Below are 16,610 nucleotides of genomic sequence, written 5' to 3'. Positions count from 1 at the left end.
GGACTCCGCGCTCACATCGGCACGCAGCGGCAAGCGGTAAATCCACAGCATACGCCCACCTGCCGTGCGCAAACGCGCGCTGGGCTGAACTGCGGGAATGGCGAAGTCCAGGCTCACGAGCCAGCTGCCGGGTGCCATCTCGGCCTGCGCTTTGGCGGCGGCGCGGGCCATGGATTCGGGGCGCTGAAACAGATAAACGAGCTGGTACGCGCCCCAATGGGCTTGCCACATGTCGCCGCGCTGCACGCTCGCCCAGGGGCAGCGGCGCGCGCACAGCGCGTGCAGCAATCGGCTGCGCTCGATACCATGAATGCGCGCCAAAGGGTAGGCTTGCGCGAGCGCCCACAGGCCGTGGCCCAGGCCGCAGCCGGCGTCGAGCACCGCAGCACCGGGTTCGAGCGGCGCGTGCGCGGGCAGGTGCAGCAGCGCCCCTTCCGACGTGGGAAACAGGGGTGCGTCGCGCCAGGCGTGCAGCGGATAGACGAGCAGCAACGCACCCAACGGCAGCAGCCAGGCCCAGGGGGCGAATGCCAATGCTCCACTGAGTGCGAGCGCGAGCGGAAAGCCCACAGCGATGAGCGCGCGCCGCCACCAGTTGTTGCCGAGCACGCTGGCCAGCACGCCGAACGCACACGCTGCAAGCAGCGCGGGCGTGGGCGCCATCCAGCGCTGCAGCTGCGTGAACAGAATCCATGCGCCAAGCCAGCTGAGGAGTGCCGGCAGGGGCCAGGGGAGCAGGCGCGACAGCATGGTGGGGGTTGCGGTGGCGAAACGCGGATGCGCGGCGGCAGCTAGCAGCGGAAGGTTGAGGCGCGGGGCGGAACGCCTGGGGCTCGCGTTGCTCCGCCTCTCAGCCCTGCCCGCCGCGCAGGCGCTCTAGCAAGCCGTCGAGCGCGTCGAGCGAGCCGAAGGAGATCGCGAGTTCGCCCGCGGAACGCTTTTTGAGGCGTATCGTCACCGTGGCCATGAGCAGGTCGGACAGCTCTTGTTCCACGTGCAACCAGTCGCCCGATTTTTGCGGCGCGCGCGTCGCGGCCGGGGTGGCGTCGGCGGCCGTGGCCAGCTTTTTCACGAGCGCCTCGGCTTCGCGCACCGAGAGTTTTTTCGCGGCGATCTGGTGGCCCGCGGTGATTTGCGTGGCGCGGTCGAGCGCGAGCAGCGCGCGCGCGTGGCCCATGTCGATGTCGCCCGCCATGAGCAGGGTTTGCACGGGCTCGGCGAGGTTGAGCAGGCGCAGCAGGTTGCTCGCGGCGCTGCGCGAGCGCCCCACGGCCTGCGCGGCCTGCTCGTGCGTGAGGCCGAATTCGCTCACCAGGCGCGCGAGGCCCTGCGCCTCTTCGAGCGGGTTCAGGTCTTCGCGCTGGATGTTTTCGATCAGCGCCATCACCGCCGCGGCCTCGTCGGGCACGTCGCGCACGAGCACGGGCACGGCGTCCAGCCCCGCGATGCGCGCCGCGCGCACGCGCCGCTCGCCCGCGATGATTTCGTACCAGGGGCCGCTGTAAGAGCCCGTCACCTCGGCCTGCGGCGCGGCGGCGCCCTGCCCTGCGCCGTCAGCCATACCAACATTGGTAGCCGCCATCGCGCCGGCGGCGCTGCGCTGCGCGGCAAGGCGCTCTTGCGCGCGTGCATCGGCCAGCGGGCGCACGAGCACCGGCTGCATCACGCCCTGCGCGCGGATGCTCTCGGCCAGCTCGTAGAGCGCGCCTTCGTCCATGCGCGTGCGCGGCTGGTAGGCGCCGGGCAGCAGCGCGGCCAGCGGCAGGCTCGCGGGCTGGCCGGCGGCTTCTTGGGGCGCTTCCCCGAGCGCGGGGCCGAGCAGCGCCTCGAGGCCGCGGCCCAGTCCTTTGGGTTTTTTCGTGACCATGGTGGAAATAGTTCTTCAGACTGCCAGTAAAGAATCGAGCAAGGCCTTGCCCGCGGGCCAGGCTCCCAGCCCGGATTCAGCGTTGATGTGGCCGCAGGCGCCGTGGTCGATCAGGCGCGCGCCCCAGTCGGCCGCGAGCGCCTGCGCGCGCGCAAAGCTGCAATACGGGTCGTCGCGGCTGGCCACGAGCCAGGTGGTAAAGGGCAAGGGATTGCGCGCCATCGGCACCCAACCCGGCAGCTGCGCGGCCAACTCGGGCTGCTCCATGTCGGGCGGCGCAACGAGCAGCGCCGCCTGCACGCGCGCCGTGTGGCGCGAATGCGCGGCCCACCAGGTCGTGAGGATGCAGCCCAGACTGTGCGCCACGAGCACCACCGGCGCAGACGCATCGAGCACGCATTCTTCGAGCCGCGCCGTCCAGTCGCCGCGCAAGGGGCGCTGCCAGTCATGCTGCTGCACGCGCACGAAGCCATAGCGCCGCTCCCAGTGGCTTTGCCAATGATCGGCCCCCGAGCCTTGCCAGCCCGGCAGCAGCAGGACGTGCGGAGATTGCTTCATCTTCAGTAGCTGCTTGCGCTTGATGGATAAGGGCTGGAGGCCAATTTCGTTCTTATTTTGGTAAGCCCGCAGGGTCACAGGCGCTGCACGCGCGTGACCATTTCGCGCGCAAATTCTACGAACGCCTGGCTACCCTTGGCCGCGGGGTCGAACACCACGCCGGGCTGGCCGTAGCTCGGCGCCTCGGCCAGGCGCACGTTGCGCGGGATCACGGTGTCGAACACCTTGTCGCCGAAATGCCCCTTGAGCTGCTCGCTGACCTGCTGCTGCAAGGTGATGCGCGGGTCGAACATCACGCGCAGCAGGCCGATGATCTGCAAGTCGGGGTTGAGTTTGGCGTGCACCTGTTTGATGGTGTTGACCAGGTCGCTGAGCCCTTCGAGCGCGAAGTATTCGCACTGCATGGGCACGATCACGCCGTGCGCCGCGCACAGGCCGTTGAGCGTGAGCAGGCCCAGTGACGGTGGGCAGTCTATGAGCACGAAGTCGTAGTCTGGCGCCACCTGCGCAAGCGCGGCCTTGAGGCGGCGTTCACGCTGCGCGAGCGCGACGAGCTCGACCTCGGCGCCGGCAAGCTCGCGGTTCGCGCCGAGCACGTCGTAGCCGCCCGCAGGGGCGCGCTGCGCCGCTTCGCGCACGCCTGCGGATTCGAGCAGCACGTCATAGACCGACAGCGTGAGGCCGCGCTTGTCCACGCCCGAACCCATGGTGGCGTTGCCCTGCGGGTCCAGATCGACCAGGAGCACGCGCTGGCCGATCTGAGTCAGGCCGGCGGCCAGGTTCACGGTGGTGGTGGTCTTGCCCACCCCGCCCTTCTGGTTCGCGATGCAAAAAATGTTGGCCATGGGGTCGATCTGCGGCTGCTGAGAAGAAATGCGTGCGGGGGCTGAAGTCTAGCAAGCCACGCCTGGGGCGCCGGCTTGCACCGCCTGCGCACGCTCGCGCAGCCAGACGATGCAGCGCTCGGCATGCAGCCCCGGCACCTGCAGCGGTTCCACGTGAAACACCTCCGCCCAGGGCGGCAGCGCGGCGATTTCGTCGGCCGGGTGCTTGCCCTTCATGGCCAGCCACACGCCGTCCGGCCGCAGCGCCGCGCGCGACCATTGCACGAAGTCTGCCAGGCGCGCAAAAGCGCGTGCACACACCACGTCGTAGCCGCCGCCCTGCTCTGCGCGCAAGGTTTCCACGCGCGCGTGCAAGCCATGCAGGTTCGCAAGCCGCAAGCTCACCGCCACCTGCTGGACGAACGCGGCTTTTTTGGCCACGGTATCGACGCAGGTCACGTTGATTTCGGGGCAGCAGATCGCCACGACCACGCCCGGCAGGCCGCCACCCGAGCCCACGTCGAGCAGGCGCAGGGCGCGGCCTTGCGTGTGCCGGCGCAGCGGCGCGATCACGGCCAAGCTGTCGAGCAGGTGGTGCGTGAGCATTTCTGCAGGGTCGCGCACCGCGGTGAGGTTATAGACCTTGTTCCACTTTTGCAGCAGCTCAAGGTAGTCCAGCAGCTGATCGGCTTGCCCTGCATCGAGTTCGAGTTGCAAGGCTGCCGCGCCCGCCAGCAGCTCTTCGCGCAGGCGCGCGCGTGCCGGGGCGCTCATGCGGCCTGCCCGCTCGGTACGGTCGCCACACCTTCCTCGGCCGCGCGCGGCTCGGCGCCAAAGCCTTTGAAGCCGCCTTTTTTGAGGTGCACGAGCAGCAGCGAAATCGCCGCGGGCGTGATGCCCGTGATGCGCGATGCCATGCCCAGAGTCTCGGGCCGATGGCGCATCAGCGCCTGGCGCGCCTCGAAGCTCAGCGCGGTGACCTGCATGTAGTCGATGTCGGCGGGCAGGCGCAGCTTCTCGAAGTACGCGGCGCGTTCGACCTCGGTTTTTTGCCGGTCTATGTAGCCTGCGTACTTGGCGGCGATTTCGACCTGCTCAATCACAGGTGCGCTCAATTCGCCGAGCGTTTCACGTGAAACCTCGCTGCTCGCGTACTTGCCGCCATCCAGCGACATCAGGGCCTCGTAGCCCACGCCCGGGCGGCGCAGCAGCTCGAACAAGTTGTATTCGCGCTCTATCGCCTTGCCAAGCACGCGCTCGGATTCTTCGGCCGCCAGCACGCGCGGACTCACCCAGGTGGACTTCAGGCGCTCGGTTTCACGGGCAACGGCATCACGCTTGCGGCAAAACGCATCCCAGCGCGCATCATCGACCAAACCCATGCGCCGCCCCACCTCGGTCAGGCGCATGTCGGCGTTGTCTTCGCGCAGCTGCAGGCGGAACTCCGCGCGGCTCGTGAACATGCGGTAGGGCTCGGTCACGCCCTTGGTGATGAGGTCATCGACGAGCACGCCCAGGTAAGCCTCGTCGCGCCCTGGCAGCCAAGGCGCCTCGCCCTTGACCTGCAAGGCCGCGTTGATGCCCGCGAAAAGCCCTTGCGCGGCCGCTTCTTCGTAGCCCGTGGTGCCGTTGATCTGCCCCGCGAAAAACAGGCCGCGGATCTGGCGCGTCTCGAAGTTGCTTTGCAGCGCGCGCGGGTCGAAGTAGTCGTACTCGATCGCGTAGCCGGGGCGCAAGATGTGCGCGTTTTCCAGCCCCGGCATGCTGCGCACCATCGCGAGCTGGATATCGAACGGCAGGCTGGTGCTGATGCCGTTGGGGTAAAACTCGTGCGTGCTCAGCCCCTCTGGCTCGAGGAAGATCTGGTGGCTTTCCTTGTCGGCAAAGCGGTTGATCTTGTCTTCCACACTCGGGCAGTAGCGCGGGCCCACACCCTCGATCTTGCCCGTGAACATGGGGCTGCGGTCGAAGCCGCTGCGGATGATCTCGTGCGTGCGCGCCGTGGTGCGCGTGATCCAGCAGGGCAGCTGGCGCGGGTGCATCTCGGGCCGGCCCATGAAGCTGAACACGGGCACCGGCTTGCCCTCGTTGGCGCCACCCGGCATGCCGTCGCCGGGCTGCTCCTCGCACTGCGAAAAGTCTATGGTGCGCCCGTCGATGCGCGGCGGCGTGCCGGTTTTGAGGCGCCCTTGCGGCAGCTGCAGCTCCTTGAGGCGCGCCGACAGCCGCACGGCGGGCGGGTCGCCCGCACGGCCCGCGGGGTAGTTGTCCAGCCCCACGTGGATACGCCCGTCGAGAAACGTGCCCGCCGTGAGCACCACCGTGCGGCCGCGAAAGCGTATGCCCACCTGCGTCACTGCGCCGACCACGCGATCGCCCTCGAGCATCAGGTCATCCACGGCCTGCTGGAACAGCCACAGATTCGGCTGGTTTTCGAGCCGGTGGCGTATCGCGGCCTTGTAGAGCACGCGGTCAGCCTGCGCGCGCGTGGCACGCACGGCCGGGCCCTTGCTCGCATTGAGGATGCGAAACTGTATGCCCGCCTCGTCGGTGGCCAGGGCCATCGCGCCGCCGAGCGCATCGATCTCTTTCACGAGGTGGCCTTTGCCTATGCCGCCAATGCTGGGGTTGCAGCTCATCTGCCCGAGCGTCTCGATGTTGTGGGTGAGCAGCAGCGTCTGGCAGCCCATGCGCGCCGCAGCCAACGCGGCCTCTGTGCCCGCGTGGCCGCCGCCGACGACGATCACATCAAATTCCTGGGGGTACAACATGCAAACAACTCCGGGGCCAAAGCAGAAAGAAGAACGGCCCGCAATGTGGGAAAGACGGTACGGCGGCAGTCAATGGCTTCAGGTGCCGCTTGCGCAACCGGGCCGCGATTTTCCCACCTTTGCGTGGCGTGCGCAGCATGGGGAGGGGCCTTGGTTTCACGTGAAACGCGGGTGCGTGCGCCCCCAAAGCCTGCCCCACGCACACTGCGGCATTGGTGTAATCTGCACGTTTGCACCCAATCCCACCTCGAGGAGACACGCCATGAACGCCCCGAACTCCATCGCCCACCTCTTGCCCGACGTACGCCAGCGCCCCGTGCCTGAGGCCTTTCTCGAAGCGCTCGCCGCACGCTTCGGCCCCGAGCAGCTCTCCACCGCGCTCGCCGTGCGCGAGCAGCACGGGCGTGATGAATCTCCCTTCGACGTCCCACCGCCCACCGCCGTGGTCTTTGCGCAAAGCACGCAGGACGTGGCCGACACCGTGCGCCTCGCGAGCGAGTACGAGGTGCCCGTGATCCCTTACGGCGCCGGCTCCTCGCTCGAAGGACACCTGCTGGCCGTGCAAGGCGGCATCAGCCTGGACGTGAGCCGCATGAACCAGGTGCTTTCGATCGATGCCGACGACCTCACCGTGACGGTGCAGCCGGGTATCTCGCGCAAGACGCTCAACGAAGCCGTCAAGCACACAGGCCTGTTCTTTCCCATAGACCCGGGCGCCGATGCGAGCATAGGCGGCATGTGCTCCACGCGTGCCAGCGGCACGAATGCCGTGCGCTACGGCACCATGCGCGAAAACGTGCTTGCGCTGCAGGTCGTCACGCCAAGTGGCGAAGTCATACGCACCGGCACGCGCGCCAAAAAAAGCAGCGCCGGCTACGACCTCACGCGCCTGTACGTGGGCAGCGAAGGCACGCTGGGCGTGATCACCGAAGTCACGCTGCGCCTGTACCCCTTGCCCGAGGCGATTTCGGCCGCGATCTGCTCGTTCCCCAGCGTGGAAGCCGCCGTGCGCACGGTGATCCAGACCATCCAGCTGGGCGTGCCGATCGCGCGCGTGGAGTTGATCGACGCGGGCACGGTCGCCTGCTTGAATCGCTACAGCAAGCTCACGTTGCGCGAAGAGCCCTTGCTGCTCATGGAATTCCACGGCACGCCCGCGAGCGTCGAAGAGCAGGCGCAGACCGTGCAAGGCATCGCGCGCGAATTCGGCGGTCAGGACTTCGAATGGGCGGTCACGCCCGAGGAGCGCACACGCCTGTGGTCGGCGCGGCACAACGCCTTGTTCGCCGGCCTGCAGTCGCGCCCCGGCGCGCGCCCGATCAGCACCGACACCTGCGTGCCCATCAGCCGGCTTGCGGACTGCATCCTCGAAACCATCGCCGAGGTCGAAGCCAGTGGCATCCCCTACTTTTTGGTCGGCCACGTGGGCGACGGCAACTTCCACGTCGGCTTTCTGATCGACCCCAACGTGCCGCAGGAGCGCGTGCTCGCCGAAGATCTGAACCACAAGCTCGTGGCGCGCACCCTGCGCATGGGTGGCACCTGCTCGGGCGAACACGGGGTGGGCTTGCACAAAATGGGCTTTTTGCTCGAAGAAACCGGCACCAGCGCGGTCGAGGTCATGCGCAGCATCAAGCGCGCGCTCGACCCGAAGAACATCATGAACCCGGGCAAGATCTTCAGCTTGTGATGCCAAGGCCCGAAAAACTATCATAATGGTAGCTGCTGACGCTTGATATACCAGCACCAAAGGCCAAAAATACTATAAATTCAAGCCTGCTTGCTGCGCGTGTGGGCACCACGCCCGCCAGCAAAAATTCGCCCAACCGCATAACATCCAAGGCCCTCAACCACACAACCAAGGAGTCCCTTCATGAAGCTTTACTACAGCCCCGGCGCCTGCTCGCTGTGTCCGCACATCGCGCTGCAAGAGGCCGGCCTGCCGTTCACGCCCGTGCTCACCAGCCTGCAAAGCCACAAACTGCAGGACGGCACCGATTTCTACACCATCAACCCGCTGGGCTACGTGCCCGTGCTCGAGCTCGACAACGGCGAGCGTCTGCGTGAAGTCGGCGTCATCGTGCAATACATCGCCGACCAGGTGCCCGGCAAAAACCTCGCGCCGGCCAACGGCACCATGGCGCGCTACCACCTGCAGGAGTGGCTGTCCTTCATCTCGAGCGAGCTGCACAAGAGCTTCGGCCCGCTGTTCAAACCCGGTGTGCCCGACGAATACCGCGCGCAGGTGCGCGAGCACCTGCAAAAGCGCCTGGCCTGGGTCAACGGCGAGCTCGCGGGCAAGGACTACCTGCTCGGCGCGCAGTTCAGCGTGGCCGATTGCTACCTGTTCACCGTGCTGAGCTGGACGGGTTATGTCAAGCTCGATATTTCGGGCTTCGCCAACCTGCAGGCCTACCAGGCCCGCGTGGGCGCTCGTCCCGCCGTGCAGGCTGCACTCAAGGCCGAAGGGCTGCTGAAGTAAGCCGCTTCAGGTCATCACTTGCCCGAGTGGCTTCTGGCGCGCCGCGAGCAGCGCGCCGAGCCACAGCGCACAGGCCGAAAACACCAGGCCGCGCGCCAGGCCGCCGGGCCCGTCGGCAATCCAGCCGACCACCGTGGGCCCGACGATCTGCCCCACCGCAAACACGATCGTGAAGGCGCTGATACCCAGCGCCCAGCGCGCCGGCGGCAGGTTGTGGCGCACCAGCGCGGTGGTCGAAGCCACCACCGACAGGAACACCCCCCCAAACAGCAGGCCCGAAGCCAGCACCACGGGCCACCAGGCCGTGAGCGCAGGCAGCACCGTGGCCACGCCCAGCAGCGCGTTGAGCAGCGCGAGCGCCCCGCCGCCCTTGGCACGATCGAGCAGGCCCGCCCAGATGCGCGAAGACAGCAGCACCGCGAGCCCGAGCAAAGCGTAGAACACCGTCACCGCCGCGCCGCTCGCCCCCTGCTCGCGCAGCAGCGCGACGACGAAGGTCATGTAGCCGATGTAGCCCACGCCGAACAAGGTATAACCCGCGAGCGCCGGCGCCAATGCCCGCCAGCGCAGCGGCGGCGCGGCCGACGCGGTGCCGGCTGCCTTGGCGGACGCCGCATCTTGCATGTTGGCGGACGTCTCATGAGGCTGCGCGCCGCTGGCCGCAGCCGCCGTTGCAGATGCGGCAGGCGCTGCGTCCAGGCCGCGCAACACGCGCACGGGCCAGCGCAGTACCGCCGTGGCAAGCGCGCAAACTCCCGCGAGCGCCCACCAGGCCCAGGCCCACGCATGCGGCCCGGGCGCGCGCGCCAGCACCGCAGGCACGAGCAAGGCCGACGCGCTGATACCCCAGCCCGCGCCGCCGTAGTAAAGCCCGAGCAGCAAACCGCTGCGCCGCGCCTGCACGCTGCCCAGCCGCGCCGCAAGCAGCCCGCCCGTCACGAACACCAGCGCACTCGCCACGCCCGCGAGCAGGCGCTGCGCGAGCAAAGGCGCTGGCGCTACGAAAAAACCGCTGAGCGCCATGAACAGCGTGCCCAGAACGCTGCCGGCGAGCAGCAGCGCCCCCGGCGCCAGGCGTCGCAGCAAAAGCGGCGTGGCCAGCGCGCCCAGCAGGTAACCCAGCGCATTCGCGGTGTTCATGGCCCCGGCGAGGGTGTAAGACCAGCCGAGGTCGGCGCGCATGGGCGGCAAGATCAGCGCATAGGCAAAGCGCGTGATGCCCAGCGACACCGCCGCGCCCAGCGACAAGGCCACGGCCAGCCACAGCGCGCTGCGAAACGAAAGACGATCAGAATTTTCGGTCTGCATGGGCGCCATCATGCGCAAAATCGCGCGCGCCTGCAGCCGCGGCCCTTGGCGTCGCGCCCCCACGCTGTGAACGCAGGCTCAGGCCGCCGGTGGCCTGGTGTCGGCAAAGCTCGGGCGCTGCATCAGCTTGTCGAGCAGCTTGCCAAGGTTTGGATACTGCGTGCGCCAGGTGATTTGCGGAAAGCGGAATTCCAGCCAGCCGAGCGCCACGCCTACGGCGATGTCCGACAGGCTCAGGTGAATGCCGCTGCAATAAGGCTTGTCGCCCAGCCCCAGGCTCATGGCCTTGAGCGCCTGCTGCGTCTTGCCAAGCTGGCGGTCTATCCACGCTTGGCAGCGCTCGCTGTCTTTACGGCCGGGCCACGTGGCTTCGAGCCGGGCCAGGATGGCGGCGTCGAGCAGCCCATCGGCGAGCGCCTCCCAGGTCTTCACTTCGGCGCGCTCGCGCCCTTGCGGGGGGATCAGCTTGCCCACGGGCGAAAGCGTGTCGAGGTATTCGACGATCACGCGCGAGTCGAACATGGCCTCATCTCCTTCGAGCAGCAGACACGGCACCTTGCCCAAAGGATTGGCGTTGGCGATGGTGGTGTCCTGCGCCCAAACGTCTTCGAGCACGAACTGGTAGTCGAGCTTTTTCTCGGCGAGGACGATGCGCACTTTGCGCACATAGGGACTGGTGAGCGTGCCAAGGAGTTTCATGGTCTTGCTTGCGCTACGCGCAGGAGTGTCGGTGTGTGAAGCCATTTGCAACCGATTCTATCGAGAGCAGTGCGGCCATGCGCGCGCCCTACAATGGCGCGCCATGAGCCTTTCGACCCTGACCGCCCTCTCGCCGCTCGACGGCCGCTACGCCGCAAAACTCGCCGCCCTGCGCCCCATCATGAGCGAGCATGGTTACATGCAGCGCCGCGTGCAGGTCGAGGTGACGTGGTTCATCGCGTTGTCCGACGCCGGTTTTGCCGAATTCAAGCCGCTGAGCCCGGGTGCGCGCACCTACCTGCTCGGGATCGTGAAAAACTTTTCCGAGGCGGATTCGCGCGCCATCAAAGACATCGAAAAAACCACCAACCACGACGTCAAAGCCGTCGAATACTGGATCAAGTCCAAATTCGAAGCCCGCCCCGAACTCGAAAAGGTTGCCGAGTTCGTGCACTTTGCCTGCACCAGCGAAGACATCAACAACACCGCGCATGCCTTGCAATTGCGCGCCGGGCGCGACCAGGTCATCCTGCCCGAGCTCGACCGCGTCGTCCTCAAGCTGCGCGAGATGGCGCACCAGTACGCCGCCGTGCCCATGCTCAGCCGCACCCACGGCCAGACCGCGAGCCCGACCACGGTGGGCAAGGAGATGGCCAACGTCGTGGTGCGCCTGCAAGCCGCGTGCAGCGCGATCGCCAACGTGAAAATCCTCGGCAAGATGAACGGCGCCGTGGGCAATTACAACGCGCACCTTTCTGCCTGGCCCGACTTCGACTGGGAGGCGTTCAGCCGCAAAGTGATCGAAACCCCCGAGCCGCAGGGCCTGGGTCTGCACTTTCAGCCCTACAGCACGCAGATCGAGTCGCACGACTACATGGCCGAGCTGTTCGATGCCGTGGCGCGCGCCAACACCATTCTCATCGACCTCGCGCGCGACATCTGGGGTTACGTGAGCCTGGGTTACTTCAAGCAGCGCCTGAAGGCGGGTGAGATCGGCTCCAGCACCATGCCGCACAAGGTCAACCCGATCGACTTCGAAAACGCCGAAGGCAACCTGGGCTTGGCCAACGCGCTCTTGCGCCACCTGAGCGAGAAGCTGCCCATCAGCCGCTGGCAGCGCGACCTCACCGACAGCACGGTGCTGCGCAACCTTGGCGTCGCTTTGGGTCATGCGGCGCTGGCCTATCAATCGCTGCGCGCAGGCCTGGACAAGCTGGAGCTCAACGAAGAAGCGCTCGCGCGCGACCTCGACGCCGCCTGGGAGGTGCTGGCCGAGCCCATCCAGACCGTGCTGCGCCGCTTCGGCGTTTCGGGCGCTTATGAAAAGCTCAAGGAAGTCACGCGTGGCAAGACCGTGACGCCCACCGCCATGCAGGACTTGATCCGCAGCCTCGCGATTCCCGAGGCCGAAAAAAACCGCCTGCTCGCCATGACGCCGGCGAGCTACATCGGCAAGGCCGCCGAACTCGCGCGGCGCGTCTGAGCCGCAGGCCGCGCGCCACTTTCTGCGCTCATTCAGGGCGGAAATCGAGCGTGTAATTCTGCGGGCCGCGCTGGGCGACCTTGATGGCACCGACGCGGTTGCCCAGCGCTGCGCAGCGCGCCAGCGACCAGCCGCGCTCGAGCCCATACAGCAGGGCGCTGCGCCAGGCGTCGCCGCAGCCCGTGGGATCGACGACCTGCGTGGGCTGGACGGCCGGCACATGCGTCTTGGCCCCTTCCGCCCAGACCTCACAGCCTTGCGCGCCCAGTGTCACGACCAGACCGCGCACTTTGCGCGAGATTTCTCGAAGCGACCAGCCTGTGCGCTCGCACAGCATCTTGCCCTCGTAATCGTTCACCGTGACCCAGCTGGCTTGCTCGATGAAACGCGCGAGCTCGCGCCCGTCGAACATCGGCAAGCCCTGCCCTGGATCGAAAACGAAAGGAATCTGCGCCGCAGCGAGCTGTTCGGCATGCTCCAGCATGGCCTCGCGGCCGTCAGGCGCAATGATGGCCAGCGCCATATCCGGGTGCGGCGTGACGCGCATGGCGTGCGCTTGCTGCATTGCGCCAGGGTGGAACGCAGTGATCTGGTTGTTGTCGAGGTCGGTCATGATCATGGCCTGCGCCGTGTAGGTATCTTCGGCCACGCCGACATGATCGGTTGGAATGCCCAGCGCTTGCAAACGCTGCAAATAGCCACCGCCGTCGCTGCCGAGCATCGCCATGGGCCATGGGGTGCCGCCCAGCAAGCGCAGGCCATAGGCAATGTTGCCCGCGCAGCCGCCGAAGTCGCGCCGCAGGGTCGGCACCAGAAACGAAACATTGAGAATGTGCAATTGGTCGGGCAGGATCTGCTCGGCAAAACGCCCCGCGAACGTCATGATGGTGTCGAACGCGAGAGAACCACAAATGAGGGCGGCCATGGTTGAAAAGGAGGTTGAAAAAGTCAGGGATAAAAAGCCAAAAGACGATAGCCGACCACGCGCGCTCCACCCGTGGTGACGACGACCGTGACCGAGGTCTGCCACTCGCCATGTGCGGGCAATTCTGCGGGTGCGCCCAGGTCTTGCGGCAACAGCACACGGCGCGCGACGGGCTGATCCTGTGCATCGGTCACGGTGAGCTCCAAAGCCGGCATCGCCAAAGGATGGGCCGCACGATTTTGCAGGGTCACGGCGAGCCGATAACTGTCGCCCCGCCCTTTGATGAAAGATGAACTTTCGATCACCACGTCGGTGATGCTGCGCAAAGGCGCCACACTGCAGTCCAACGCAGCACACAAACCTTGCAGCAGCGGCCGCGCGGCCGGCGCCGTGGCAGCAATGGTGTCGCGCTGCTGCACGATGATCTGCAGCGCGAGCGTACCCAGCAAAACCAAAGAGAGCAGCGCCAACACCGCACGCACCCACGGCCGCCGCCAAAATGCTTTGCGCCGCGCGGCGCGCACGAAGCCCGGCTCATGGTCCGCCGGCCGTTCTTTGGCCGCGGGCCAAGCCTCCTCCAGGTGCGGGGGTGGCAGGGTTTGCGCTGGCACGAGCAATTCTTCGGCAGAGGCGTCGAAAAGCGCAGCCGCTTCGACCTGTGGTGTGGCCTCACTGGTGGGCGCGGCATGCCTTCTGGCCGCCGTTTCGGGTGGGGGTGCGTCGCCAAGGGCGTGTTGCTTGCCCGTCCCTGACCCCGCGGGTTGCACCTCGAGCGCCGCATCACCACCCTCCAACTCCTCGGGCCAGCCAGAATCGCGCAGCTCGGCGAATGGAAGCTCATAGCCCTCCTGCTCCTCCTGCTCCTCCTGTACCCTCTGCGCTGGTACGTGCGAGGCCTCGGACATAGCAGCCGATACCGCAGCCCCGGGAGGGGATGCCGCCTGCGGGGGTGCCTGATGCGGCTTTGCCTCGGTGCGCAGCAAGAACGCTGGCACGCCCCCCTCGTCTCGCGGTGCTGAAGGCGCCTGCGCCAGCGCAGGCGCCGCGGCACCGGGCAGCAAGCCCTCAGGAGCGGGGGCACCCACAGGCGGGTTTGCTGCACCCACATCGCGCTGCGATGCGGTGGGGGCTTGTGGCGGCGGGGGTTGCGCTGTCAGGAGTTGCGAGGCAGCGTCGAAAATCTCATGGCAGCGTCCACAACGCACCCAGCCGTCGGAAACCCGCAGCTGGTCGGCGACGACCCTGAAGCGGGTTCCGCAAAAGGGGCAGCGTGTGATCTGGCTCATCAGCGGCCCATTGTAGGCGCCCTCTTTGCGGGCCCATCCCCGACCGCCGAAGGCTGGCGAGCGGGTCAGCGCGTGCCGGTCATCAAAATCCAACCGTCCTCGTTGTCGGCGACTTCGAGGCGTATCCAGGGCGCGTAGGCTTCTTGCAGCTCTTGCGCCTGGCGCTCGAGGATGCCGGCGAGCACGAGCGCGCCGCCCGGCGCGACGTGAGCGCTCAGCAAAGGCGCCAAGACCTTGAGCGGGCTCGCAAGGATGTTGGCCAACACGGTCTGGTATGGGCCCTGCGCGAGCTCCGGCAAGCCCACGCGCAGCTGCACGCCCATGGCTTGGATGTCGTTGGCGCGCGCATTCTCCAGCGTGGCCTGGACGGCGGCAGGGTCGATATCGACGGCGTCGATCTCGGTGGCGCCGAGCTTTGCCGCGCCCAGCGCCAGGATGCCCGAGCCGCAGCCATAGTCGAGCACACGCCCGAAGGGCGAGGCTGCTGCGTTCGGGCGGGCTCCTTGTCGCGCCATCCAGCGCAGGCACATGCGCGTGGTGGGGTGCGTGCCGGTGCCGAAGGCCAGCCCCGGATCGAGCCGGATGCTGCGCCGCGCCTGCGGCGGCAAGTCGTGCCAGCTTGGCACGATCCAAAAGTCGGGCGTGATCTCCACGGGGGCGAATTGCGTTTGCGTCAGGCGCACCCAGTCCTGGTCCGGCACAGGGGTCAGTTCGAGCACCGCGCAATTGGCAAAGAAATCCTGCATAGGCAAGATCTGGCGTGCCCTTTGCGCTTCTTCTTCGGTAGCAAACAAGGCATGCAGGCGGCTGTGCTGCCAGCCTTCGCGCGGCGGCGGCATGCCCGGCTCGCCAAAGAGCGCCTGCTCGGCCTCGGTTTGCGCATCCGCATCTTCCACCGCCACGCTCTGCGCCCCGAGCGCCTCCAGGGCTTCACTCACGGCTTCGACACGGTCTTCAGGACACAGCAGGTGCAGCTCAAACATAAGAGGAAAACGCGATAGAAAGAAGAGGGAAAGCGTTTCAGCGCTTGTGCTGCTCGAGCCATTCCTCGAGGTAATGGATGCTCGTGCCACCGGCGACGAATTTGGCATCCACGAGCATCTCGCGGTGCAGCGGGATGTTGGTCTGTATGCCCTCGACCACCGTTTCGGCAAGCGCCGTGCGCATGCGCGCGAGCGCCTGTTCGCGAGTATCGCCGTGCGTGATGATTTTGCCGATCATCGAGTCGTAGTTCGGCGGCACGTAGTAGTTGGTATAGACGTGCGAATCGACACGCACGCCCGGCCCGCCGGGCGGATGCCACATCGTGACGCGGCCCGGCGAGGGGGTGAATTTGTACGCGTCTTCGGCATTGATGCGGCACTCGATCGCATGGCCGCGCAACTGGATCTGGCGCTGTGTGAACGGCAGCTTTTCGCCCGCCGCAACGAGGATTTGCGTGCGCACGATGTCTATGCCGGTGATCCATTCGGTGACGGGGTGCTCGACCTGCACGCGCGTGTTCATCTCGATGAAGTAGAACTCGCCGTTTTCGTACAGGAACTCGAACGTACCCGCGCCGCGGTAGCCGATTTTCTTGCACGCGGCCACGCAGCGCTCGCCGATGCGCTCGATGAGCCGGCGCGGAATGTCGGGCGCGGGGGCCTCTTCGATCACCTTTTGGTGGCGCCGCTGCATGGAGCAGTCGCGCTCGCCCAGATAGACGGCATTGCGGTGCTTGTCGGCAAGCACCTGGATTTCGATATGGCGCGGGTTTTGCAGGAATTTTTCCAGGTAAACCGAAGGGTTGCCAAAGGCCGCTGCCGCTTCGGACTTGGTGGTTTGCACGGCGTTGATCAACGCCGCCTCGGTGTGCACCACGCGCATCCCCCGCCCGCCACCACCGCCGGCCGCCTTGATGATCACCGGGTACCCCACGGCGCGCGCAATGCGACGGATCTGCACGGGGTCATCTGGCAATGCCCCTTCCGAGCCCGGCACGCAAGGCACGCCGGCCTTGATCATGGCCTGTTTGGCCGAAACCTTGTCGCCCATGATGCGGATGGACTCGGGACTCGGGCCGATGAATTCGAAGCCGCTCTTTTCGACGCGCTCGGCAAAATCGGCGTTCTCGCTCAAAAAACCGTACCCGGGATGGATGGCCTCGGCGTCGGTCACTTCAGCGGCCGAAATGATGGCCGGCATGTTGAGGTAACTCAGCGGCGAAGGCGCAGGGCCTATGCACACGGCTTCTTCGGCAAGCTTGACGTATTTGGCTTCGCGGTCGGCCTCGGAATAGACCATCACGGCTTTGACGCCGAGCTCCTGGCAGGCGCGCTGGATGCGGAGGGCGATTTCGCCGCGGTTGGCGATCAGTATCTTTTTGAACATGGTTTCTCCCGCGGCTCATCGCCCGCACGCTGCGCGT

At 66.7% G+C, this 16,610-nt stretch carries 14 protein-coding genes and 2 pseudogenes; 3 read left to right on the top strand and 13 right to left on the bottom strand.

What is annotated here, in order from left to right; all coding sequences use genetic code 11:
* Positions 1-6 precede the first annotated feature (6 nt).
* From DFR45_RS12400 to mnmG, 6 genes and pseudogenes are all read right to left on the bottom strand, one after another.
* A pseudogene (locus DFR45_RS12400) lies at positions 7-750 on the bottom strand (class I SAM-dependent methyltransferase); the annotation flags it as partial.
* Positions 751-850: 100 nt separating this feature from the next.
* Positions 851-1,867 carry a ParB/RepB/Spo0J family partition protein gene (locus tag DFR45_RS12395; protein WP_114484060.1) on the bottom strand — a complete coding sequence of 339 codons (1,017 nt, stop codon included), beginning with the start codon at positions 1,865-1,867 and terminating at the stop codon, positions 851-853.
* Positions 1,868-1,882: 15 nt separating this feature from the next.
* On the bottom strand, positions 1,883-2,425 hold the full coding sequence (locus DFR45_RS12390; protein ID WP_114484104.1) for an RBBP9/YdeN family alpha/beta hydrolase: 543 nt from the start codon (positions 2,423-2,425) through the stop codon (positions 1,883-1,885).
* Between the two features lie 74 nt (positions 2,426-2,499).
* Positions 2,500-3,270, bottom strand: a complete 771-nt coding sequence (locus tag DFR45_RS12385) for a ParA family protein (protein ID WP_114484059.1) — start codon at positions 3,268-3,270, stop codon at positions 2,500-2,502.
* Positions 3,271-3,318: 48 nt separating this feature from the next.
* Positions 3,319-4,023 (bottom strand): 16S rRNA (guanine(527)-N(7))-methyltransferase RsmG, encoded by a 705-nt coding sequence (gene rsmG, locus DFR45_RS12380; RefSeq protein ID WP_114484058.1) that lies wholly within the window; start codon positions 4,021-4,023, stop codon positions 3,319-3,321.
* Positions 4,020-6,020 (bottom strand): tRNA uridine-5-carboxymethylaminomethyl(34) synthesis enzyme MnmG, encoded by a 2,001-nt coding sequence (gene mnmG, locus DFR45_RS12375; protein WP_114484057.1) that lies wholly within the window; start codon positions 6,018-6,020, stop codon positions 4,020-4,022. The genes rsmG and mnmG overlap by 4 nt, the downstream gene beginning before the upstream one ends.
* Before the next feature lie 262 nt (positions 6,021-6,282).
* Between mnmG and DFR45_RS12370 the strand changes: the two genes are divergently transcribed.
* Positions 6,283-7,710 (top strand): FAD-binding oxidoreductase, encoded by a 1,428-nt coding sequence (locus DFR45_RS12370; RefSeq protein WP_114484056.1) that lies wholly within the window; start codon positions 6,283-6,285, stop codon positions 7,708-7,710.
* Positions 7,711-7,893: 183 nt separating this feature from the next.
* Positions 7,894-8,502 carry a glutathione transferase GstA gene (gene gstA, locus DFR45_RS12365; RefSeq protein WP_114484055.1) on the top strand — a complete coding sequence of 203 codons (609 nt, stop codon included), beginning with the start codon at positions 7,894-7,896 and terminating at the stop codon, positions 8,500-8,502.
* 6 nt (positions 8,503-8,508) lie between these two features.
* Here the strand turns inward: gstA and DFR45_RS12360 are convergent, their stop codons facing one another.
* Positions 8,509-9,810 carry a YbfB/YjiJ family MFS transporter gene (locus DFR45_RS12360; RefSeq protein ID WP_114484103.1) on the bottom strand — a complete coding sequence of 434 codons (1,302 nt, stop codon included), beginning with the start codon at positions 9,808-9,810 and terminating at the stop codon, positions 8,509-8,511.
* Between the two features lie 78 nt (positions 9,811-9,888).
* Positions 9,889-10,509 carry a glutathione S-transferase family protein gene (locus tag DFR45_RS12355; RefSeq protein WP_114484054.1) on the bottom strand — a complete coding sequence of 207 codons (621 nt, stop codon included), beginning with the start codon at positions 10,507-10,509 and terminating at the stop codon, positions 9,889-9,891.
* A 103-nt stretch (positions 10,510-10,612) separates the two neighbouring features.
* Between DFR45_RS12355 and purB the strand changes: the two genes are divergently transcribed.
* Positions 10,613-11,992 (top strand): adenylosuccinate lyase, encoded by a 1,380-nt coding sequence (gene purB, locus DFR45_RS12350; protein ID WP_114484053.1) that lies wholly within the window; start codon positions 10,613-10,615, stop codon positions 11,990-11,992.
* 28 nt (positions 11,993-12,020) lie between these two features.
* On the opposite strand, the gene DFR45_RS12345 is transcribed toward purB, so the two are convergent.
* From DFR45_RS12345 to accC, 5 genes and pseudogenes are all read right to left on the bottom strand, one after another.
* On the bottom strand, positions 12,021-12,917 hold the full coding sequence (locus tag DFR45_RS12345) for a carbohydrate kinase family protein (RefSeq protein ID WP_114484052.1): 897 nt from the start codon (positions 12,915-12,917) through the stop codon (positions 12,021-12,023).
* Between the two features lie 23 nt (positions 12,918-12,940).
* Entirely contained in the window at positions 12,941-13,822 is an 882-nt protein-coding gene (locus tag DFR45_RS12340; protein ID WP_241659450.1) for a DUF3426 domain-containing protein, read from the bottom strand.
* Positions 13,823-14,137: 315 nt separating this feature from the next.
* A pseudogene (locus DFR45_RS14825) lies at positions 14,138-14,203 on the bottom strand (MJ0042-type zinc finger domain-containing protein); the annotation flags it as partial.
* A gap of 65 nt (positions 14,204-14,268) precedes the next feature.
* Positions 14,269-15,186, bottom strand: a complete 918-nt coding sequence (gene prmA, locus DFR45_RS12335; RefSeq protein ID WP_114484050.1) for a 50S ribosomal protein L11 methyltransferase — start codon at positions 15,184-15,186, stop codon at positions 14,269-14,271.
* A gap of 37 nt (positions 15,187-15,223) precedes the next feature.
* Complete coding sequence (gene accC / locus DFR45_RS12330) at positions 15,224-16,573, bottom strand: acetyl-CoA carboxylase biotin carboxylase subunit (protein WP_114484049.1); 1,350 nt, start codon at positions 16,571-16,573, stop codon at positions 15,224-15,226.
* Positions 16,574-16,610 lie beyond the last annotated feature (37 nt).

Origin of the sequence: Extensimonas vulgaris, from assembly GCF_003337425.1 — a bacterium.
Classification (GTDB): domain Bacteria; phylum Pseudomonadota; class Gammaproteobacteria; order Burkholderiales; family Burkholderiaceae_C; genus Extensimonas; species Extensimonas vulgaris.
Note: the sequence above shows the minus strand (reverse complement) of the source record. Positions and strands in the feature narration are given on the sequence as shown.